The following is a 19,973-nucleotide window of genomic DNA, read 5'->3' on the forward strand; positions in this document are numbered from 1 at the left end:
GCGACCATCGTTGCGTTGGCGTTCCGCCCCATGTCGTCGCGGTTCGCATGCCTGCGGTCGATGGCCTCATCACGGCAAACATTCGAGTTCCTGTCGTCCATGCCTGTCATAACAACGGGATGTCCTTCTCGTCGGTTGGGAAGCCGAAGGCCTCGCGCATCCGGCGGTAGCTGTCGGGCATGGGGGGGCGCTGGTAGCCGCGCTGGAGCAGCCATTGCTGGCACCGGCGCTGCCACTCCGGGTTCTTGGAATCGCCCGGGTGCCAGAAGATGGATTCGATGGTGTACTGCTCCGGACGGGCTCCGTGCTCCAGCAGCCAATGGGTGTGCATGAACCCCCCTAGGCCAGCGTATTCATCAACGAAAGCCATGCTCTGACTCTTGGCATTCACATCCGCCCCACGCTCGACCAGCAGCTTCACGTTCTCCCACTGGTTGCCCATCAGGCGGGCCTGCAGCAGGAGGGTTTCGCCATTACTGTTGCGCGTATCCGGATCGCCGCCATGATCCAGCAGCAGCCGCAGGTAGATCGGATCATCGGCCTTGGCCGCCCAGACCATGGCGTTGTTTCGTATCCGGCCCTTGAATCGCGTCGTGTGCTGCAGGGGATGAAGTTCGGCGGCATTGGGATCGGCGCCATTCTCCAGCATCGCCTTCAGCCCGGCCGGGTTGCCGGTGAGGATCGGCCAAGCGAGCAGCGGCAGGCCTTCGGGGCTGAAGACGGTGTCCGGGTCGACGCCTTCCTCCTTCATCAGCCGGCGGACTTCGCGGGTATCGCCGTGCTCGGCGGCCACCGCCAGCGCCTGCGCCTTGGGATTGCCGGGGAAGGACTGTTCCAGGTCCAGGAACGACCGCGAGGTCGGCGGCGGCGCCTGCAGGCAGGCGGTCAGCAGCAGTGCCGCGCAGAGTCCGGCGACGGCGTGGACCAGCTTCCTTGTCAGTGCATTGGCTGCCACCATCCCGATCCCTGATGCTTCCTGCAACGACGGCGATCACGCATGTCCGATCCGATCGGTGGCGGGGTGTCTGCCCGTCCGCCAGCGCATCCGGCTGGGCATCACCCGGCCAATCGGCTGCGTCGGAACGAAGCTAGTGCGTTTTGTCTATCGGCGCAACTCACGTTGCCGCATCGGAGGGGCTCGTTTCTGAACCGGGGCAATCATCCGGGGTGCTGAGGTGCTCTTGTCGCGAACGCATCTGGCGCCTTCATCGGCGCGCGCTGCTCACACCGTTGCCATGAACGTCTACGGGCAGCGTTCCAGTCGCCCATCGCGCAAGCGGTAGCGCGCGTGCACGACACTCACGGGCACGCTGCCATGACTGATGATGAGCAAGCTGCGCCCGCCGGCGACCTCGGCGAAGTCCCGCATCAGCGCATCCGCCGTGTCCTGGTCGAGGCCTTCGGTAGGCTCGTCGAGCAGCAGCAGCGGCGTGTCGCGCAGCAGGGCGCGGGCCAGCGCGAGGCGGCGTGATTGGCCGGCCGACAGCGTCGCGCCGTTCTCGCCCACCCAGGTATCCAGGCCGGCATCGCGAAAGCGGGCGTCCAGCTTCACCTGGGCCAGCGCGCGCCATAACCGTTCGTCGTCGGCATCGGGATCACCGAGTCGCAGGTTCTCGCGCACGCTGCCTGAGAACACCGGTGCGTCCTGCGGCAACCACGCGATGCGCGCATGCCAATCCGCCGGGTGCAGGGTCGCCAGATCGTCGCCAGCGAACGAGACCCTTCCTGCCTGGGGTGCCTGCAATCCAAGCACCAGCGCCAGCAGCGACGACTTGCCTTCGCCGCTGTCGCCCGCGACCAGCACGCGTTCGCCGGGCGCGATGCGGAGGCTGGCACCGTCCAGCACTTGCCGCGTCGTGCCCGGCCAGGCGAATACGACATCCTCCAGCGCCAGCGCACCCTGCGATGCCGGTACTTGCGGGCCGGCGCGCATGGCGTCCACGGTGGACGACCCATCGACCGCCGCTTCCAGTCGCCGTCCGGCAACCATCGCTGCGCGCCATGCCTGCCACGCCGGCGCGATCGTCGCGCAGGCCTCCAGCAGGGCGACCGTCATGAAGAACAGTCCGCCTGCCGCGGCGGCACCGATGCGAGCGGCGTGCACGGCCGTCAGCAATACCCACAGCATCGACGGCAAGGCGACCGCGGTGACGAGCGCATGCGCCAGCGTGGCCAGTGCGAGTCGCTGCTTGCGCCGGTCTTCCCATCGGGCAACCTCACGACTCCGCTCATCCAGCGCCGCCCGCCACGCCGCGGTGGCGTCCATCGCCACCAGATCCTGCTGGCCCTCGACGCCTTCCTGCACGGCGGCACGCAGGCGCATGCGTGCCATCGCGCGTTCGTCTTCCAGCGCTGCCACGCTGCGCACGGCCAGCCAGGGCGCCAGCGCCGCGATGAGCGACAGCGCCGCCAGCAGCACAAGGCCGGCCGCCGGCAGTACCGCGAGCGCCACCAGCGTCGCCAGCAGGCACAGCGCCAGTACCGCGAGCAGGGGGCCGATAGCGCGCACCAGCAGGCCGTCGACCGCATCGATGTCGGCCATCAGCCGCGCCATCAGTTCGCCGATGCGGAAACGGCCGAGTCCCAGCGGCGCCAGCGGCAGCGCGCGGGCGAAGAACCAGGTGCGCAGGTCGCGCGCGATGCGCAGCGTCACGTCGTGGCCGAGCAGCTTCTCGCCGTAGCGCGACAGGATGCGCACGAAGGTCAGCGCGCGGATGCCGGCGGATGGCCCGAAGAAGTTGAAGCCGACCGCGGCGCTGCCTGCCAGTGCGGCGGCCGTGAGGAAGTGCCCGGACAGGCCGAGCAGGGCGGTGCCCGCGAGCAGGGTCAGCAACAGCAGGCCGACCGACCAGGCGATGCGCAGGCGATGACGCGCAAGTACGTCGCGCAGCGTGGTCGTGCGGTCGTCCTTGTGCGCGTTCATGGCGCGTGTCTTCCCCTGTGCAGGCGACCGTCGCGCACGTGCCAGACCTGCATCATCGTCGCCTGTGCCGCGTCGCTGTGGGTGGCCATCAGTACGCCGCGGCCCTTCGCGAACCGGAGGATCGCCAGCAGTACGGCGGCCTCGGTGTCGGGATCGAGGAAGGCGGTGGGCTCGTCGAGCAGCAGCAGGTCGGGGTCGCGCAGGAACACGCGCGCCAGCGCCACGCGTCGCGCTTCGCCGCCCGACAGGCCGAAGCCGCGTTCGCCGATCACCGTGTCCAGCCCGTCCGGTAACCGTGCCGCGAAGCGCATCACCTGCGCCGCCTCGGCAGCCTGTTCCAGTTCCGCATCGGAAGCATCGGCTTTCGCCATGCGAAGGTTGTCGCGCAAGGTTCCGGCGAACAGGAACGGGCGCTGCGGCGCATAGCCGATGCGCAGGCCGGGCGCGCGCTGCAGGCTTCCCGAGTGCACCGGCAGCCAGCCGGCCAGCGCTTCCAGCAGCGTGCTCTTGCCATCGCCGCTGGCGCCCGTGAGTGCGACGTGCTGATCGCGTCCAAGGTCGAGCGTGATGTCGCGCAGTACGTCGTGCGTGGCGGCGGGATGGCGCAGCGCGATGCCGCGCGCGCTGACGAGCGGTGCCGAGGCGTCCGACGTCCCGACGCCGTCGTCCGTGACGACAGGAACATCGTCTTCCAGCACCATCGCGATCTCGTCCATCGCCGCCAGTGCTGCGGCGCGGTCGTGGTAATGCGTGGCGAGGCGCCGCAGCGGCGCGTAGAACTCCGGCGCCAGCAACAGGCAGAACACGCCCATGCCGAGCGTCAGCGGCGTGGCGCGCAGGTCCAGCATGCCCAGGTAGCTCAGGCCCAGGTACAGCGCGATCATCGCGACGCTGAGCGAGGCGAAGAACTCCAGCACCGCCGACGACAGGAAGGCGATGCGGAGCACGCGCAGGCTGCGCACGCGCAGTTCCTCGGCGGCGGCGCGGATGCCCTGCAGTTCGGCGTCGCCCCGGCCGTACAGCCGGATCAGCCCGAGGCCACGCAGGCGATCGGCGAAGTGGCCCCCCATCCGTGTCAGCGCCTGCAACTGCCGTTGGCTGGCTGCCTGCGCGCCCCAGCCGACCAGCATCATGAAGATGGGCACCAGCGGCATCGTCAGCAGCAGGACCAGCCCGACGGTACGGTCGACGAAGAACGCGGCGAGCAGGATCGCCAGCGGCACGCCCACCACTTCCGCCCGCAACGGCACGAAGCCGCCGAAGTACCCTTCCAGCGCATCCACATGCGCACCCATCCGTTCGGCCAGCGCGCCGCTCTGCTGCGACCGTACCCAGACCGGCCCGCGCGCGACCAGGCCGCGCGCGATGCGCGCGCGCAGGTCGATGCGGATGGTTTCGACCGCGCGGTCGGCGAGGCGCCGGCCCGCCCACGCCAATCCGGCCCGGAGCAGCAGCGTCGCGAGCAGCGCGAGGAGCAGTGGCAGCAGCGTGGCGGGCGGCGCATGGTCGACGAGCGCACGCTGCAGGCACGCCGCGATCAGCGCGGCCTGCGGCAGTACCAGCACCCCGCCGGCCACACCCGATGCAGCGGCGGCGCGCAGCGGGTTGCGCGCGACATCGCCGATGGCCCGCAGACGTGCTTTCGCCGAGGCGCCCGTCGGCGCCGCCGTTGCTTCGCGGCTCATGTGGCCAGCGGCTGGCAGCCGAGCGCGGCGAGCACGCCGTGCAGCGCGGGATGCCGCATCAGCCACGGCGAGGCGATCGTCAGCACGCCAGCAAAGAGCACGAAGCCGGCCGCCGCGCGACGCACCGACGTGCGCTGCCAGTGGCGGCCGAGGCGTGCGCCGGACCAGGTCAGCGTCACCATCATCGGCAGCGTGCCCAGGCCGAACATCGCCATCGTCAGCGCGGCATCGCGCGCATTGGCCTGCAGCCACGCCACCGTCAGCAGGCTGAGGCTCAGTCCGCACGGCAGCCAGCCCCACAGCGCGCCCGCCGCCAGCCTGCGCGGCAGCGTGTCGGCCGGCAGCACGCGCGCATGCAGCGGACGCAGCGCCTGCCACAGCTTCGCGCCTGGACGGGCGAGGAAATCGAGCCGGCCACGCTGGTCGAGCAGGCGCAGCGCCAGCACCACCAGCGCCAGTCCCACGCCGACGCGCATGGCGAGCACGGCGGTCTCGTGCCGCGCCAGCGATAGCAGGCCACCGCCGAACGCACCGACCAGCGCACCCGCGAGCGTGTAGCCGGCGACGCGTCCGAGGTTGAGCTGCAGCGCGCTGCCCCAGCCCTGGCGCGAAGACACGGCGGAAAAACCGGTGGCGATGCCGCCGCACATCACCGCGCAATGCGTACTGCCCACCAGGCCGGCCAGCAGCGCGGCGAGCAGGACCGGAACGTCAGGCGCCATCGTCGCCTTCGCGGACGGGCGGCGCGGCCGGCGCACGCGGCTTCGCGGGTGCATCGTCGAGGATGTCCAGCGCGGGCGTGTCGAGGTCGTCGAACTGGCCCTTGCGCACCGCCCACGCGAACGCGGCGATCGCCAGGCCCAGCAGGACCAGGCTGATCGGCAACAGCATCAGCAGGATGTTCATGCCGCCATCTCCGTGGACGTGCGCGCCAGCCGCAGCGCGTTGAGGGTGACCACCAGCGAGGATACCGCCATCCCCAGCGCCGCGATCCACGGCGTCACCATGCCGGCGGCCGCCAGCGGCACGGCGAGCAGGTTGTAGCCGGCCGACCAGGCCAGGTTCTGCTTCACCAGCCGGCGCGACAGGCGCGCGATGCGCACGGCGTCGGCGATGCGCAGCAGGGAAGGTCCGGTGGCCACCAGATCCGCGGCCTGTTGCGCCAGCGGCGCGCCTTCGCCCATCGCGACCGACACGTCGGCACCGGCCAGCACCGGCGCGTCGTTGAGGCCATCGCCGACCATCGCGACGATGCGGCCTTCGGACTGCAGTTGCCGCACGCGCGCCAGCTTGTCTTCCGGTGATTGGCGGGCGAGCGTCGCATCGATGCCGAGCGCCTGCGCCAGCCGCCGCACCGCCGCATCGCCGTCGCCGCTGGCCAGATGGATGCGCATGCCCTGCGCGCGCAGCGCCGCAAGGGCTGCCGCGGCATCGTCGCGCGGCTTCTCGTCGAGGGTGAAGCGGGCCACGCCGCGTTCGCCATCGCCCAGCCACAGCGCGCCGTCGTCGTCGCGGCCTGCGGCCCAGTCGGCGCGGCCGAAGCGCCAGTGGCGGCCGTCGACATCGCCTTCCACGCCCAGGCCTGCGCGGGCGACGACGGACGTGGCGGCATCGCGCGCGTCGACATCGGCGAAGGCGGTGGCGATCGGATGGCCGCTGTCCTGCTCCAGCGCGGCGACCACCCGCGTGGCCGCCTCCGTGCCCAGTTCGCCGAAGACGTCCACGGCGACGCGTGCAGGGCGGCCGTCGCTGAGCGTGCCGGTCTTGTCGAACACGACGTCGGTCGCGCGTGCCAGCGTATCCAGCGCTTCGGGCCGCGGGGCGAGCACGCCGCAGCGGGCCAGCGCGCCGTGCGCGGCCGCCAGCACCGCCGGCACCGACAGCGACAGCGCGCACGGGCAGCTGATCACCAGCAGGGCCAGCGTCACTTCGAACGCGCGCTCCGGCTGGTAGAACCGCCAGCCGGTGTAGACGGCCACCGCGAGCACCAGCAGCGTCAGTACGAAATGCCGCCCGATGCGGTCGGCGGCGCGTGCCAGCGGCGGGCGGTGGCCCTGCGCGCGGTCCACCAGTTCCGCCAGCTGCGACAGGCGTGTCGATGTGCCGGTGGCGGTGACGCGCAGCCGCGCGGGCCGTTCGCGGCAGGTGGTGCCGGCGTAGACCGTCTCGCCCGCGTGGCGGCGCACGGGCCGGGATTCGCCGGTCAACAGCGCTTCCTCGAAATCCGCTGCGCCATCCAGCAGTACGCCGTCGGCGGGCACGCCTTCGCCGGCCGGCAGGCAGACCACGTCGTCCCTCCGCAGCGCGGACGGCGGTACCGATTCCCGGGTGCCGTCGTCGCGCTCGCGGATCGCGAACACCGGCTGCGCCCGCGCCAGCGCGTCCACCTGCGCGGTGGCGACGTTGCGCGCGCGCTGTTCCAGCATGCGCGCGGCCAGCAGCAGGAACACGAACATCACCGCCGCGTCGTACCAGACGTGCGTGCCGCCGCGGATGGTCTCGACCAGGCTGGCGAAGTAGGCGAGCAGGGTGGAGCTGGCGATCAGCGTGTCCATGCCCACGTGGCGTGCGCGCAGTTCGCGCGCCATGCCGGCCAGGAACGGCCAGCCGCTGTAGAACACCACCGGCGTGCTGACCAGGAAGGTCAGCCAGCGGAACAGGTCGCGCGTCGGCAACGGCATCGTCGCGTTGACGTCGAGATACAGCGCTTCGGCCAGCATCATCGCCTGCAGCGAACCGAGGCCCGCCACGCCCAGCCGCAGCAGCCAGCGCCGGCGTTCGGACAGGCGTGCCTGTTCGCGTGCATCGCCGGTGGCGAGATAGGGGCGGTAGCCGAGCATCGCCAGGCGCTGCAGCAGCGCGGAGAGTTTCGTGCGCGCCGGATCCCAGGCGATGCGGATGCGGCCGGTGACGGCGTTGGCGGTGGTGTCGAGCACGCCGGCTTCACGGGCGAGCGCGCGGTCGATCAGCCAGGCGCAGGCGGCGCAGCGCATGCCGTCGGTGAGCAGCACGATCTCGCGGCCGCCCTCGACGGCACGGCTGTGCTCGTCCAGCAGTTCGCTGCGGTCCCAGCTGTCCAGGTCCAGCCGGTCGGGCTGCACGCGATTGGCGTTCGCGCTGCGCAGGCGATAGTAGCTGCCCAGGTCCGCGTCCTCGATCCACGCCGCGGCGGCGGCGCAGCCCTCGCAGCAGAAGACATGGTCGCCCGCCGTGACCGGGTGCCCGCTGGCGACCGGTTCGCCGCAGTGATGGCAGGGCACCACGGGCGCGTCCATCGCGGGACTCAGCCGCCCCCGAGGGAGGGCGCCAGGCGCGAGGCCTGCGTGTCCTTCTGCAGGCGGCCGCGGATGCGCCAGTGGTGGTTGTCGGGCGACAGCTGCAGGTTCCAGTCGTGGCGCGTGTCGATCTCGGCGGGCGCGGTCCAGCCGGTGGTCGTGCGCGCCAGCGGCAGGCGCACGTCCTGCGCGGCTTCGGTGGGGTGCGTCAGCACCAGGACGAGCGCGGTCTCGCGATCGAACTCGCCGGTCACCGCGGTCAGTTCCACGTGGTCGGGACGGACCTGCACGATGGCGCTGAGCTGGCGCTGCGCGGCGCGTTCGTCCGGTCCCAGGTCGGTGGTCTGGATCTGCGACACGCGCTGCACGTCGTCGATGACGGGATCGGCACCGCCGGCACGGACGGCGGTCACCACCAGCCAGAGGCCGGCCACGACCGAGGCCAGCGGCAGGCCCCATACCAGCCACACCATCGGCTCCTTCCAGAACGGGCGGGTGTTGGCGGCGGGAGCATCGCCGGCGAGAGCAGCGGGTTTCATGGTCATTGGATGGGTCCGAAGTAACTGCTGTCCACGGTCTTCTCGGTGCCGGTGTCGACGTCGCGGACGGTGAACGTCACGGCATGGCGGCCGCGCAGGGTGGCGGGAGCGGTGGCGGTGACGGCCAGCGACAGGACTTCCTCGGGTTCGGCGCGTGCCGTCAGCTCGCCGTCGCGCAGGCGGATGCCGGGCGATGCCGAGGCCAGCGTCACCGCATAACGGTGCGGCTGCTGGTCCTTGTTGACCAGCTTGAGCGTGTAGCTGTTCTCGACCATGTCACCCGCCACCTCGCGGTACAGCGCGTTGCGGTCGCGCAGGACTTCCGCGATCAGCACGTCGCGGTTGAACACGCCCCAGCTCCACGCCGCCACCAGGCCCAGCAGCAGGGCGCCATAGACGAAGATGCGCGGGCGCAGCACCTTGGAGGGCTTGCCGTCGATGGCGTTCTGCGTGGTGTAGCGGATCAGGCCATGCGGATAGCCCATCTTGTCCATCACGTCGTCGCACGCGTCGATGCACGCACCGCAGGCGATGCACTCGTACTGCAGGCCGTTGCGGATGTCGATGCCGGTGGGACAGACCTGCACGCAGATCGTGCAGTCGATGCAGTCGCCCAGTTGCTCGGGCGCGAACTTCGGCAGCGGTTCGATCACCGCGCCGGCCCCGGCGAACGTGATGGTGCCGTGCGCCCCCAGCCGCTGGTCGGCGGCGCTGGGATGCGCATTGGCGCGCATGACGTAGTCGTAGGCGGTGGCGCTCTGCAGCAGCCCGCGGGCGCGCTCCAGCACGCTGCCCAGACCGCGCTTGCGCGGACCGCGCGGCTCGCCGCGCATCGGGTCGTAGGCGATGATCAGGGTGTTGCGGTCGAACATCGCGCTCTGGAAGCGCGCGTAGGGGCACATGTACTTGCACACCTGTTCGCGCAGGAAGCCGGCGAAGCCCCACGTGGCCAGCGCGTAGAAGAACACCCAGAAGGTTTCCCAGCCGCCCCAGGCGAACGGCCACAGGCGTGCACCGAGGTCGAGGATGGGCGTGAAGAAGCCGACGAAGGTAAAGCCGGTCCACAGCGCGAACACGGCCCACAGCACGTGCTTGCCGCCCTTGCGCAGCAGCTTGTTGGCGCTCCACGGCGCAGCATCCAGCTTGATGCGCGCGCTGCGGTCGCCTTCGGTCCAGCGCTCCATCCACAGGAACACTTCCGTCCACACCGTCTGCGGGCAGGCATAGCCGCACCACAGGCGGCCGGCCAGCGCGGTGAAGAAGAACAGCGACATCGCCGCGATGATCAGCAGCATGGACAGGAACAGGAAATCCTGCGGCCAGAACACCAGGCCGAACACGTAGAACTTGCGCGCCGGCAGGTCGAACAGCACGGCCTGCCGGTCGTCCCAGCGCAGCCACGGGAACACGTAGTACATGCCCAGCAGCCACCACACCGCGGCCACGCGCAGGCGGTTGAGCGTGCCCGCCACGTCGCGGGGGTAGACCTTGCGTTCGCTGACGTAGAACGAATTGCCCTGCGCATCGACCACATCCAGCGGAATGCGGCGCTTGCTGTCGGGAGCAGGGGAGGGCGGGGCTGGCGTGGACATGGCGGTGTCTGTCTTGGCTGGCGTCATGCTCGCGCCGGCGGCGCGCAGCGGGGAGCGACGGTTTGTCGCAGGTCGCGCCACCGGCGCGCAGCGGCAGCCGTGGTGGCGCGCGGACGCGCGCTCAGTCCGGCGGCAACGCGCGGTTGAAGCGGCTGGCCGGGCGCAGCAGGATCCAGGTGAACAGGCTGCTGGCGGCGGTCGCCAGCCAGAACATGAAGAAACCCAGCGTGTAGCCGAGTTCGCGGCTGATCGCCAGGTCGGGGAACGTCATGTCGCGCAGCGTCAGCGGGTCGACGAAGGCGAAGAACACCATCGTCGCCACGCCGGCGGCGAAGAAACTGGGCCAGAGCACCGCCCCGACGCGCTGCGCGAGCGGCCGGGGCGGATGGTCGAGGCGGGGCTCGGTGAAGTCGGTCATTGCGCGCCGGCGGACGCCTGCCCCTCCTTGTGCGACAGCGACCAGACGTACGAGGCCACGAGGCGCGCGCGCGTCTCGCCCAGCAGTTCGCGGTGGGCGGGCATCACGCCATGACGGCCCTTGGTGATCGTCGTGCGCATGCTTTCCTTGCTGTTGCCGTACAGCCAGTAGTCGTCGGTCAGGTCGGGTGCGCCCAGTTCCTGGTTGCCCTTGCCGTCCACACCGTGGCAGGCGACGCAGAGGCCATCGTACAGCGGCTTGCCCTGGGCGGCCATGAAGTTGTTGCTCATGCCTTCCTGCGGATCGTTGAGCACGTTGACGTAGGCGATGACGTAGTCGACGGCGTTGGGGCCGCCCATGCTGGTCAATGCGGTGCCCCATTCCGGCATCACGCCCTCGCGGCCGTCCAGCACCGTCTGCAGTACCAGGTCCGGCGTGCCGCCCCAGTGCCAGATGCCGTCGGTCAGGTTGGGGTAGCCGGTCGCGCCCTGGCCGGTGGAGCCGTGGCAGGTGGCGCAGGTGTTGTTGAAGATCGAGCGGCCCAGTGCCAGCGCCTTCGGATCCTTGGCCAGCTGGTCGATCGGCTGGTTGGCGAACGGCGCGAACGTGGCTTCCAGCTTCTTGTCCTGCACCGCCTTCACTTCGTCGTGTTCGCCCGAGGAGGACCACTTGGCATAGCCGGGAATGACGCCCAGGCCGCCGTACCACGCGATGTAGCCGATGCTGAAGACGATGGTGATGTAGAACAGGTTGATCCACCAGCGCGGCAGCGGCTTGTTGTACTCGGTGAGGTCGCCGTCCCACACGTGCGAGGTGTCTTCCGGTGCCGGGTCGCCCGGGCGGCGGCGGCCGGTCCACCACAGCAGCCACACGCAACCCAGGATGTTCAGTACGACCAGCGCGACGATGAATCCGATCCAGCCTGCGCTCATGGGTTGTTCTCCCCTTCCTCACCCAGCGGCATGCGCGCCGCATTGTCGAAATCCGCCTTGCGGCGCGGGCTCCACGCCCACACCCAGCCGGCGATGAAGAGCACGATCAGTGCCCCGGTCACGATCCCCGATACCATGGCTCAGCCTCCCCTCGGCGCGGCCTTGCCCAGCCCTTGCAGGTAGGCGACCACGGCGTCCAGTTCTGTCCTGCCTTCCACGTCGGTGGCGGCGTTGTCGATGTCTTCGTCGGTGTACGGGTCGCCGATGCGCTGCAGCGTCTTCATGCGCTGGGCGATGTCGGCGCCGTCGACCTTGGCGTTCTCCAGCCAGGGGAAGGACGGCATGTTCGACTCCGGCACCACGTCGCGCGGATTGATCAGGTGCACGCGGTGCCAGTCGTCGGAGTAGCGCCCGCCCACGCGGGCCAGGTCCGGCCCGGTGCGCTTGCTGCCCCACTGGAACGGGCGGTCGTAGACCGATTCGCCGGCCAGCGAGTAGTGGCCGTAGCGTTCGGTTTCGAACCGCAGCGTGCGCACCATCTGCGAGTGGCAGTTGTAGCAGCCCTCGCGGATGTAGATGTCGCGGCCGGCCAGTTGCAGCGCCGGATAGGGCTTGACGCCCTCCAGCGGCTTGATCGCCTCGGCCTGGAACATCAGCGGGACGATCTCGGCCAGGCCGCCGAACGACACCGCCACCGCGATCAGCACGGCCATCAGGCCGACGTTCTTCTCGACTTTCTCGTGTGAATTTCCGTTGCTCATGTCGTCAGGTCCTCAGGCGCGCGCTTGGCTGGCATCGGGCGGCAGGATCGGTTGCGGCACGGTGGACTTGGCCGCCTGGAAGGTCTTCCAGGTGTTCCAGGCCATCAGCAGCATGCCGACGAATACCAGCAGGCCGCCGCCCAGGCGGACCAGGTAGTACGGGTAGGTGGCGTTCAGCGCTTCGACGAAGCTGTAGGTCAGCGTGCCGTCGGCATTGGTGGCGCGCCACATCAGGCCCTGCATCACGCCGGCGATCCACATCGAGGCGATGTAGAACACCACACCCAGGGTGTGCAGCCAGAAGTGGGTGTCGATGGCCTTGACCGAGAACATCTGCTCGCGGCCCAGCAGCTTGGGCAGCAGCGCGTACACCGAGCCGATGGTGATCATCGCCACCCAGCCCAGCGCACCGGCGTGCACGTGGCCGATGGTCCAGTCGGTGTAATGGCTCAGCGAGTTGACCGTCTTGATCGACATCATGGGACCTTCGAAGGTCGACATCATGTAGAACGACAGCGAGACGATCAGGAACTTGAGGATGGGGTCGGTGCGCAGCTTGTGCCACACGCCCGACAGGGTCATCACGCCGTTGATCGCGCCGCCCCAGCTGGGCGCCAGCAGGATCAGCGAGAACACCATGCCCAGGCTCTGCGCCCAGTCCGGCAGCGCGGTGTAGTGCAGGTGGTGCGGGCCGGCCCACATGTAGATGGCGATCAGCGCCCAGAAGTGCACGATCGACAGGCGGTACGAGTAGATCGGACGGCCCGCCTGCTTCGGCACGAAGTAGTACATCATCCCCAGGAAGCCGGCGGTCAGGAAGAAGCCCACCGCGTTGTGGCCGTACCACCACTGCACCATGGCGTCGACCGCGCCGCTGTAGACCGGGTAGGAGTGCAGCAGGCCGCTCGGCAGCGCCAGGCTGTTGACGATGTGCAGCAGCGCCACGGCGATGATGTACGCGCCGAAGAACCAGTTGGCCACGTAGATGTGCTTGACCGCGCGCTTGGCGATGGTGCCGAAGAACAGCACGGCGTAGGACACCCAGACCACCGCGATCAGCACGTCGATCGGCCAGATCAGCTCGGCGTATTCCTTGCCCTGGGTCAGGCCCAGCGGCAGCGAGACGGCGGCGGACACGATGACCAGCTGCCAGCCCCAGAACACGAAGGCGGCCAGCTTGTCGGAGATCAGCCGCACATGGCTGGTCCGCTGCACCACGTGCAGGCTGGTGGCGAACAGCGCGCAGCCGCCGAACGCGAAGATCACCGCGTTGGTGTGCAGCGGCCGCAGCCGGCCGTAGCTCAGCCACGGCAGATCGAAATTCAGGGCCGGCCAGTACAGCTGGGCGGCGATCAGCACCCCCACCAGCATCCCCACGATGCCCCAGACCACGGTCATCACCGTGAACTGGCGCACTACCTTGTCGTTGTAAGTCCCCTGGACGCCTTGCATGCGACCTCTCCTGTTATCCACGGCGGAATTCTCGGTCCCCGCGTGCAGGGACCGCATTGATCCTGATCAAGCCCTTCCCCGGGGCGACCCCGGCGAGGGCGCGATGATGGAGTATCCGGCCGCCGGACGGGTGCGACATAAGGTCGCCCCCTCCGCGCCGACGGACGGGTCTAGAATCCCCCCGAGGCCCCAGGAGCTCCCCCATGCCGGACATGACCGTCGTCGAGCTTTCCCGCCTGCAGTTCGCGCTGACGGCGATGTACCACTTCCTGTTCGTGCCGCTGACGCTGGGGCTCTCCTTCATGATCGCCATCATGGAGAGCGTCTACGTCATGACCGGGCGCGACATCTGGCGGCGCATGACCCTGTTCTGGGGCACGCTGTTCGGCATCAACTTCGCCATGGGCGTGGCCACCGGCATCGTGATGGAGTTCCAGTTCGGCATGAACTGGTCCTACTACAGCCACTACGTGGGCGACATCTTCGGTGCGCCGCTGGCCATCGAGGGCCTGATGGCCTTCTTCCTGGAAGCCACCTTCATCGGCCTGTTCTTCTTCGGCTGGGACAGGCTGAGCAAGGTGCAGCACCTGGTGGTCACGTGGCTGGTGGCGCTGGGTTCCAACTTCTCGGCGCTGTGGATCCTGGTCGCCAACGGCTGGATGCAGAACCCGGTCGGGGCGGTGTTCAATCCCGAGACCATGCGCATGGAGATCACCGACTTCATGGCGGTGATCTTCAACCCGGTGGCGCAGGCCAAGTTCGTGCACACGGTTTCCGCCGGCTACGTGACCGGCGCCATGTTCGTCATGGCGATCAGCGCGTTCTACCTGCTGCGTGGGCGCAACGCGGATTTCGCCAAGCGTTCGATGGCGGTGGCCGCCAGCTTCGGCCTGGCCGCGGCGCTGTCGGTGGTGGTGCTGGGCGACGAGAGCGGCTACGCCACCAGCGAACACCAGAAGATGAAGCTGGCGGCGATCGAGGCCATGTGGGAGACCGAGCCCGCACCGGCCGGCTTCAACGCCTTCGCCATCCCCGACCAGAAGACCCGGACCAACCACTACGCGCTGCACATCCCCTACGTGATGGGGTTGATCGGCACGCGCTCGTTCAACACCGAGATGCCGGGCATCCTGGACCTGGTGGAGCGTGCCGAAGGTCGCATCCGCAACGGCCTGCTCGGTTACGAGGCGCTGCAGAAGCTGCGTGCCAACAAGCACGACGGCACCGCGCGCTACGTGTTCGAGGCGCACTGGCGCGACATCGGCCATGCCCTGCTGCTGAAGCGCTACCGCGAGGACATCGGCAACGCGACCGAGGAGGAGATCGTGCGCGCCGCGCACGACACCGTGCCGCACGTGGCGCCGCTGTTCTGGAGTTTCCGCCTGATGGTGGGCCTGGGCTTCTACTTCATCGCCTTCTTCGCCGTCGCGTTCTACCTCGCCAGCCGGCAGCGGCTGGACCGCTACCGCTGGTTCCTGAAGCTGGCGTTCTGGAGCCTGCCGCTGCCGTGGGTGGCGATCGAGGCGGGCTGGCTGATCGCCGAGTACGGGCGGCAGCCATGGATCATCGACGGCGTGCTGCCGACGTTCCTGGCCGCCTCCGGCCTGAAGCTGCACCAGATCATGATCACGCTGACCGGCTTCGTGCTGGTCTACACGGTGCTGGCCATCATCGAGGTCTGGCTGATGCGCAAGCTGATCCTCAAGGGCCCCGAGCATCTGTCCGAACCCGCGCCGGACGCGGACGGCGTGCCGCAACCGGCCCCTGCGGGCTGACGGGAGACGACGCATGGACACCATTCCCCTCGACTACGCCACGCTGCGCCTGGTCTGGTGGCTGCTGCTGGGCATCCTGCTGATCGGCTTCGCAGTGATGGACGGCTTCGACCTGGGCATCGCGACGCTGCTGCCCGCGGTGGCGCGCACCGACGAGGAGCGCCGCATCGTGCTGAACGTCATCGGCCCGGTGTGGGAAGGCAACCAGGTGTGGCTGATCCTCGGCGGCGGCGCGATCTTCGCCGCGTTTCCGCCGCTGTACGCGGTCAGCTTCTCCGGGTTCTACATCGCGATGTTCCTGATCCTGTTCGCGCTGATCCTGCGGCCGGTCGGCTTCAAGTTCCGCAGCAAGGTGCCCGACCCGCGCTGGCGTGCGGCCTGGGACTGGTCGCTGTTCGTCAGCGGGCTGGTGCCGTCGCTGGTGTTCGGCGTTGCGATGGGCAACGTGCTGCTCGGCGTGCCGTTCCATTTCGACGACACGCTGCGGATCTTCTACGAGGGCGGGCTGTTCGGCCTGCTGACGCCCTTCGCGCTGCTGTGCGGCCTGGTCAGCGTGGCGATGCTGGTGATGCACGGCGCCGGCATGCTGGCGATGAAGACCTCCGGCGACATTGCCGCGCGCGCCCGGCGCTACGGCAGCATCGCGGCGCTGGCCACGGCGGTGCTGTTCGTGATCGGCGGTCTCTGGGTCGCGCGCATCGACGGGTATGCGCTGCAGGTGGCGATGGATCCCGCCGGTGCCTCGAATCCCCTGGCCAAGGTGGTGGTGGCGCAACCCGGTGCGTGGATGGAGAACTACGCGCGCTGGCCGCTGGCGTGGCTGCTGCCGGTGCTGGGCGTGGTGGGGGCGCTGTCGAGTGCGGCGCTGCTGCGCACCGGTCGCGCCGGCCTGGCCTTCCTGTCGTCGTCGTCGAGCATCGCGGCCATCATCCTGACGCTCGGCGTGGCGGCGTTCCCGTTCCTGCTGCCGTCGTCCACGCAGCCCGGGTCCAGCCTGACGCTGTGGGACGCATCGTCCAGCCACATGACGCTCTTCATCATGCTGCTGGCGACGGTGGTCTTCCTGCCCATCGTCCTGCTCTACACCGCCTGGGTCTTCCGCGTGCTGCGCGGCAAGGTCGACCAGGACGGCATGGGCCGCAACCCCAACGCGTACTGAGGAGCACCCCCATGTGGTACTTCAGCTGGATCCTGGGCGCCGGCCTGGCGGCGAGCTTCGCCATCCTCAACGGCATGTGGTACGAGATGCGCGAGAACGACCGCGAGAACAACGACCGCGAGGATCGCGACGCATAGCGGCACGCGTCAGGCGAGTGCGCGATAACGGAAGTCGCTGAACGCCACCGCGCCCGCGCCTGCGCTGTACAGCGCGATGCGCAGGCTGAGGAAGCCGCCGAACACGTTGTGGTGCAGGCCGGACACTTCCATCCGCGTATCCAGCCGCGTCCAGGTGCGGCCGTCGTCGTGCGAGTGATGCCAGGTCACGACGTGGTGGTCGTTGGTCAGGCGCAGGCGCACCCGTCGCGTCGGCAGTGCCTGCCGCGCCCAGGTCTGTTCCTCCGCGTACTGGAACACGCGCAGCCCGTCCGCGGTGCAGCCGAGGCCGACGAAGGCCTTCGGGTTGTAGAACAACAGCAGGCCGCCTTCTCCGCCGTCGACCAGGGTCAGCGTGACTTCGGCCTGATAGCTGCGGTCGCCGACGATGCAGGTCAGGGGGCTGCCGTCGGCAGGCGACGTGCCGGCACCGGCCAGGCGTATCGATCGCGTTCCGTAACGCACGCGCTGCATCTCGTTCGGCCGCGGCGCATGGAACGTCCATTGCGTCCCGAGCCGGTTGTTCGAGAAGTCGTCCGACAATGCGATGCCGGCCCGGCTTTGCTCGCCGCCGCGAGGTGACGGTAGAGGTTTGGAGAGATCGCCGCCGCGCGCGCGGAACCAGCCATCCTCCGTCCATTCGATCGGCTCCAGCAGCGTCTGCCGGCCGAGCGTGCGATAGCCGTTCTCGTAGCCGTGGTAGACCATCCACCCGTCGCCGGCGGGACCTTCGACCAGCGTCGCATGGCCACGCGACCACCAGGGTTCGGCTTCGCTCAGCGTGCGCACCAGCGGATTTTGCGGACAGTGTTCCCAGGGGCCGTGGATCGAACGCGAGCGCGCGGCGATCACCATGTGGCCGGTCACGGGGCCCGCGGTGCCGCCGACCGCGGTGACCAGATAGAACCAGTCGCCACGCCGCGTCAGCTTGGGGCCCTCCGGCGCGAAGTTCTCGGTGATCCAGTCGTCCGGATAGCGCCACGGACGGTAGGCGTGTTCCAGCGCGCCATCGGTCGCCAGGCCGTCGTCGGTCAGGCGCACCTTGCGGATGCCGTTGACGAACAGATAGCGCTTGCCGTCTTCACCGACCGCATGGCCGGGATCGATGCAGCCGTCGATGCGCAGATCGACCGGCGCGCTCCACGGGCCGCGGATGTCGTCGGCCCAGATCGCGTGGATCTTCCATGCGCCTCCCGGTGCCAGCGTCGGCAGGTAGATGAAGTAGCGGTCGCCGTGCCGGCACAGGTCGACCGCCCACACGGTCCCGACGTTCGTGTGCAGCGCAGGACCCAGCGGCGTCCAGTTGACCAGGTCGGTCGAATGCCAGATCACCAGCCCGGGATAGGCGTCGAACGACGAGAACGTCAGGTAGTAGTTGTCGCCGTCCTTGAGGATGGTCGGATCCGGGCGATCGCCGGCGACGATGGGGTTGAGGTAGGTGCCGTCGCCGAGCTCGGCCTTGCGCTGGCCTTCGACGCCGGTCGCATGCGCTGGCGACGTCGGCACGCAAGCCGTGTCCGTCATCGCGCGCGACGACAGCGGCCAGGTGGCCAGGCCGGCGAGTCCGGCCTTGAACAGGGCGCGACGCGAAGTGCCAGGCATGCGGACTCCTGGATCGTGCGGTCAGCGACGTACGGCGTAGGGGCCGAACGTGTTGCCGATGAAGCCGCCGGCCGTCTCCACGCTCAGCAGGCTGGCGTCCAGGCCGGTGGCGACGGGCTTCCACTCGCCGGACGCCATCGCGTAGTCCGCCTCCAGCCGCGGGCCGTCGAGGCGGAAACGCAGCGACACGGGCCCCTGTTTCCCGTCCAGCGGGATCCGCGCCAGCCGGTCGCCCGTCTTCGCGCCCTCGCGGCTGCTGCGCCGATACAGCGACACGGCCAGTCCCTGCGCGTCGCGTTCGACGCCGAGCACGTAGTGGCCGTACTCGTTCTGCAGCAGCGCGAGTCCCGCCAGTTCACCCTCGACCGGTGCGAACGAGGCGAGCGTGGTTTCCAGCGTCGCCTTGTGGTGCTGCAGGCGATGCGCGAGGTAGGACGGCTGCCCCGGCGCCGTGCCGAACGCGCCCAGCGGCATCGTGCCGGGCGTGATCGTCAGCCCCGCCTTGCCCGTGGTGTACCAGCGGGTCTGCGGCGGATGCAGCGTCATCCACGACAGCGGAAGCGTGGGCGCATCGAAACGTTCGGTCCACGCCATCGGCCCGCTGGTCGGCAAGGGCTGCGGATTGCGTGGCAGGTCGGGCCGCTGCACGACCATCGGCACGCGTTCGCCGCGCGGCAGGATCACCGGCCAACCGTCCTTCCACGTCACCGGCAGCAGGAAGGTCTCACGCCCCAGGTTGTACTGGTTGCCGCGGTACGGACGCGTGGCCAGGAACACCGCCCACCACGTGCCATCCTTGAGCTTCACGAACTGCGCATGGCCGGTGGAGGTCACCGGATCCGGACGTGCCGGGTTGAGGTCGCGCTGGGTCAGCGACGGGTTGGAGGGCGACGGCACATAGGGGCCGGTGAGTGCGCGGCTGCGCCACACCATCTGCGCATGCTGCTCGCCCGTGCCGCCCTCGGCGGCGGTCAGGTAATACCAGCCGTCGTGCTTGAAGACGTGCGGCCCCTCGATGTGTTCCGGGTTCGTCGCCGGATCGGCGCCGCCGTCCACCAGCAGGAGGCGCTCGCCGACGCGTTCGCGCTTGCCGAAATCGAAGCGCTGCAGCCAGATCGCGCGGTGGCCGTCGTAACGCAGCTTGCCGTCGGGCACGTCGTTGTGGACCACCCACGCGCTGCCGTCGTCGTCGAAGAACAGCGAGGGATCGATGCCGCTGACGCCCAGCCAGATTGGATCCGACCATGGTCCGGCCGGGTCCTTCGCGGTGACGACGAAGTTGCCGCGGTCGCAGTAGAAGCAGGTATTGGCGATGTAGAACGTGCCGTCGTGGTGCGCGAGCGTGGCGGCGAACAGGCCACGCGTCAGTTCTTCCTTCTCGCCATAGTTGATCTGGTCCGGACGATGGATCGCATTGCCGACCTGCGTCCACGACACCAGGTCGGTGCTGTGGAAGACCGGCAGGCCCGGGAAGTAGCCGAACGTCGAGGTGACCAGGTAGAAGTCGTCGCCGACGCGGATCGCCGAGGGATCCGGATAGAAGCCGGCGACCACCGGATTCCTGTACTGCGTGGCATCGACCGCCGGGCCTCCGTCGTCGCCGCTGTAGCGCACGTCGCGGAAGACCGCGTCGCCGGCCAGGGCTGGAGCCATCATCGACAGCGTCATCACCAGTGTCAGCGCGCACCGCGTCAGCATCGTGTAT

Annotated in this window: 18 protein-coding genes; 3 read left to right on the forward strand and 15 right to left on the reverse strand. The window is 69.3% G+C overall.

The features are described 5' to 3' along the window. Positions 1-106: 106 nt before the first annotated feature. From CSC78_RS12130 to ccoN, 13 genes are all read right to left on the reverse strand, one after another. A complete protein-coding gene (locus tag CSC78_RS12130; protein WP_238391261.1) occupies positions 107-982 on the reverse strand; it encodes an ankyrin repeat domain-containing protein in 876 nt (291 codons plus the stop codon). Between the two features lie 261 nt (positions 983-1,243). Continuing rightward, positions 1,244-2,923 (reverse strand): thiol reductant ABC exporter subunit CydC, encoded by a 1,680-nt coding sequence (gene cydC / locus CSC78_RS12135; protein ID WP_162338120.1) that lies wholly within the window; start codon positions 2,921-2,923, stop codon positions 1,244-1,246. Further along, positions 2,920-4,608, reverse strand: a complete 1,689-nt coding sequence (gene cydD / locus CSC78_RS12140; protein WP_162338121.1) for a thiol reductant ABC exporter subunit CydD — start codon at positions 4,606-4,608, stop codon at positions 2,920-2,922. The genes cydC and cydD overlap by 4 nt, the downstream gene beginning before the upstream one ends. Next, on the reverse strand, positions 4,605-5,330 hold the full coding sequence (locus CSC78_RS12145) for a sulfite exporter TauE/SafE family protein (protein ID WP_162338122.1): 726 nt from the start codon (positions 5,328-5,330) through the stop codon (positions 4,605-4,607). Before CSC78_RS12145 ends, cydD begins: the two co-directional genes overlap by 4 nt. Beyond that, positions 5,320-5,514: a cbb3-type cytochrome oxidase assembly protein CcoS gene (ccoS, locus tag CSC78_RS12150; protein WP_062351317.1), complete on the reverse strand. Its 195-nt coding sequence runs from the start codon at positions 5,512-5,514 to the stop codon at positions 5,320-5,322. The genes CSC78_RS12145 and ccoS overlap by 11 nt, the downstream gene beginning before the upstream one ends. After that, positions 5,511-7,883, reverse strand: coding sequence for a heavy metal translocating P-type ATPase (locus CSC78_RS12155; RefSeq protein WP_162338123.1), 2,373 nt, complete (start codon positions 7,881-7,883; stop codon positions 5,511-5,513). The genes ccoS and CSC78_RS12155 overlap by 4 nt, the downstream gene beginning before the upstream one ends. A gap of 8 nt (positions 7,884-7,891) precedes the next feature. Then, complete coding sequence (locus CSC78_RS12160) at positions 7,892-8,428, reverse strand: FixH family protein (protein WP_238391262.1); 537 nt, start codon at positions 8,426-8,428, stop codon at positions 7,892-7,894. Continuing rightward, positions 8,425-10,014 (reverse strand): 4Fe-4S dicluster domain-containing protein, encoded by a 1,590-nt coding sequence (locus tag CSC78_RS12165; RefSeq protein ID WP_162338124.1) that lies wholly within the window; start codon positions 10,012-10,014, stop codon positions 8,425-8,427. Before CSC78_RS12165 ends, CSC78_RS12160 begins: the two co-directional genes overlap by 4 nt. Before the next feature lie 121 nt (positions 10,015-10,135). Then, entirely contained in the window at positions 10,136-10,432 is a 297-nt protein-coding gene (locus CSC78_RS12170; RefSeq protein WP_056880835.1) for a hypothetical protein, read from the reverse strand. Next, positions 10,429-11,364: a cytochrome-c oxidase, cbb3-type subunit III gene (ccoP, locus tag CSC78_RS12175; protein ID WP_162338125.1), complete on the reverse strand. Its 936-nt coding sequence runs from the start codon at positions 11,362-11,364 to the stop codon at positions 10,429-10,431. The genes CSC78_RS12170 and ccoP overlap by 4 nt, the downstream gene beginning before the upstream one ends. Continuing rightward, positions 11,361-11,501, reverse strand: a complete 141-nt coding sequence (locus CSC78_RS12180; RefSeq protein WP_162338126.1) for a cbb3-type cytochrome oxidase subunit 3 — start codon at positions 11,499-11,501, stop codon at positions 11,361-11,363. The genes ccoP and CSC78_RS12180 overlap by 4 nt, the downstream gene beginning before the upstream one ends. Positions 11,502-11,504: 3 nt before the next feature. After that, positions 11,505-12,125: a cytochrome-c oxidase, cbb3-type subunit II gene (gene ccoO / locus CSC78_RS12185; protein WP_162338127.1), complete on the reverse strand. Its 621-nt coding sequence runs from the start codon at positions 12,123-12,125 to the stop codon at positions 11,505-11,507. Positions 12,126-12,137: 12 nt separating this feature from the next. Then, positions 12,138-13,577, reverse strand: a complete 1,440-nt coding sequence (gene ccoN, locus CSC78_RS12190; RefSeq protein ID WP_162338128.1) for a cytochrome-c oxidase, cbb3-type subunit I — start codon at positions 13,575-13,577, stop codon at positions 12,138-12,140. Between the two features lie 203 nt (positions 13,578-13,780). Between ccoN and CSC78_RS12195 the strand changes: the two genes are divergently transcribed. From CSC78_RS12195 to cydX, 3 genes are read left to right on the forward strand one after another with little or no spacing between them, the layout of a single operon-like run. Further along, on the forward strand, positions 13,781-15,352 hold the full coding sequence (locus CSC78_RS12195) for a cytochrome ubiquinol oxidase subunit I (protein WP_162338129.1): 1,572 nt from the start codon (positions 13,781-13,783) through the stop codon (positions 15,350-15,352). 13 nt (positions 15,353-15,365) lie between these two features. Beyond that, positions 15,366-16,511: a cytochrome d ubiquinol oxidase subunit II gene (cydB, locus tag CSC78_RS12200; RefSeq protein ID WP_162338130.1), complete on the forward strand. Its 1,146-nt coding sequence runs from the start codon at positions 15,366-15,368 to the stop codon at positions 16,509-16,511. A gap of 11 nt (positions 16,512-16,522) precedes the next feature. Then, the gene (gene cydX, locus CSC78_RS12205; RefSeq protein ID WP_162338131.1) at positions 16,523-16,648 is read left to right on the forward strand and encodes a cytochrome bd-I oxidase subunit CydX; all 126 of its coding nucleotides are present in this window, start codon (positions 16,523-16,525) and stop codon (positions 16,646-16,648) included. Positions 16,649-16,657: 9 nt separating this feature from the next. Here the strand turns inward: cydX and CSC78_RS12210 are convergent, their stop codons facing one another. Together CSC78_RS12210 and CSC78_RS12215 are read right to left on the reverse strand one after the other, a co-directional pair. Then, a complete protein-coding gene (locus CSC78_RS12210; protein WP_162338132.1) occupies positions 16,658-18,268 on the reverse strand; it encodes a family 43 glycosylhydrolase in 1,611 nt (536 codons plus the stop codon). Positions 18,269-18,289: 21 nt separating this feature from the next. Further along, on the reverse strand, positions 18,290-19,966 hold the full coding sequence (locus CSC78_RS12215; protein WP_379609033.1) for a glycoside hydrolase family 43 protein: 1,677 nt from the start codon (positions 19,964-19,966) through the stop codon (positions 18,290-18,292). Positions 19,967-19,973: the final 7 nt, after the last annotated feature.

The sequence above is a fragment of the Pseudoxanthomonas japonensis genome (assembly GCF_010093445.1).
GTDB lineage: Bacteria > Pseudomonadota > Gammaproteobacteria > Xanthomonadales > Xanthomonadaceae > Pseudoxanthomonas_A > Pseudoxanthomonas_A japonensis.

Excerpts from the sequence above, each read along its gene's own strand:
- cydB (WP_162338130.1), top strand. The coding sequence starts at position 15,366 with ATGGACACCATTCCCCTCGACTACGCCACGCTGCGCCTGGTCTGGTGG.
- CSC78_RS12180 (WP_162338126.1), bottom strand. The coding sequence starts at position 11,501 with ATGGTATCGGGGATCGTGACCGGGGCACTGATCGTGCTCTTCATCGCC.
- CSC78_RS12195 (WP_162338129.1), top strand. The coding sequence starts at position 13,781 with ATGCCGGACATGACCGTCGTCGAGCTTTCCCGCCTGCAGTTCGCGCTG.
- CSC78_RS12215 (WP_379609033.1), bottom strand. The coding sequence starts at position 19,966 with ATGCTGACGCGGTGCGCGCTGACACTGGTGATGACGCTGTCGATGATG.
- CSC78_RS12155 (WP_162338123.1), bottom strand. The coding sequence starts at position 7,883 with ATGGACGCGCCCGTGGTGCCCTGCCATCACTGCGGCGAACCGGTCGCC.
- cydX (WP_162338131.1), top strand. The coding sequence starts at position 16,523 with ATGTGGTACTTCAGCTGGATCCTGGGCGCCGGCCTGGCGGCGAGCTTC.
- cydC (WP_162338120.1), bottom strand. The coding sequence starts at position 2,923 with ATGAACGCGCACAAGGACGACCGCACGACCACGCTGCGCGACGTACTT.
- ccoS (WP_062351317.1), bottom strand. The coding sequence starts at position 5,514 with ATGAACATCCTGCTGATGCTGTTGCCGATCAGCCTGGTCCTGCTGGGC.
- CSC78_RS12160 (WP_238391262.1), bottom strand. The coding sequence starts at position 8,428 with ATGACCATGAAACCCGCTGCTCTCGCCGGCGATGCTCCCGCCGCCAAC.
- cydD (WP_162338121.1), bottom strand. The coding sequence starts at position 4,608 with ATGAGCCGCGAAGCAACGGCGGCGCCGACGGGCGCCTCGGCGAAAGCA.
- ccoP (WP_162338125.1), bottom strand. The coding sequence starts at position 11,364 with ATGAGCGCAGGCTGGATCGGATTCATCGTCGCGCTGGTCGTACTGAAC.
- CSC78_RS12210 (WP_162338132.1), bottom strand. The coding sequence starts at position 18,268 with ATGCCTGGCACTTCGCGTCGCGCCCTGTTCAAGGCCGGACTCGCCGGC.
- CSC78_RS12145 (WP_162338122.1), bottom strand. The coding sequence starts at position 5,330 with ATGGCGCCTGACGTTCCGGTCCTGCTCGCCGCGCTGCTGGCCGGCCTG.
- CSC78_RS12170 (WP_056880835.1), bottom strand. The coding sequence starts at position 10,432 with ATGACCGACTTCACCGAGCCCCGCCTCGACCATCCGCCCCGGCCGCTC.
- CSC78_RS12165 (WP_162338124.1), bottom strand. The coding sequence starts at position 10,014 with ATGTCCACGCCAGCCCCGCCCTCCCCTGCTCCCGACAGCAAGCGCCGC.
- ccoO (WP_162338127.1), bottom strand. The coding sequence starts at position 12,125 with ATGAGCAACGGAAATTCACACGAGAAAGTCGAGAAGAACGTCGGCCTG.
- ccoN (WP_162338128.1), bottom strand. The coding sequence starts at position 13,577 with ATGCAAGGCGTCCAGGGGACTTACAACGACAAGGTAGTGCGCCAGTTC.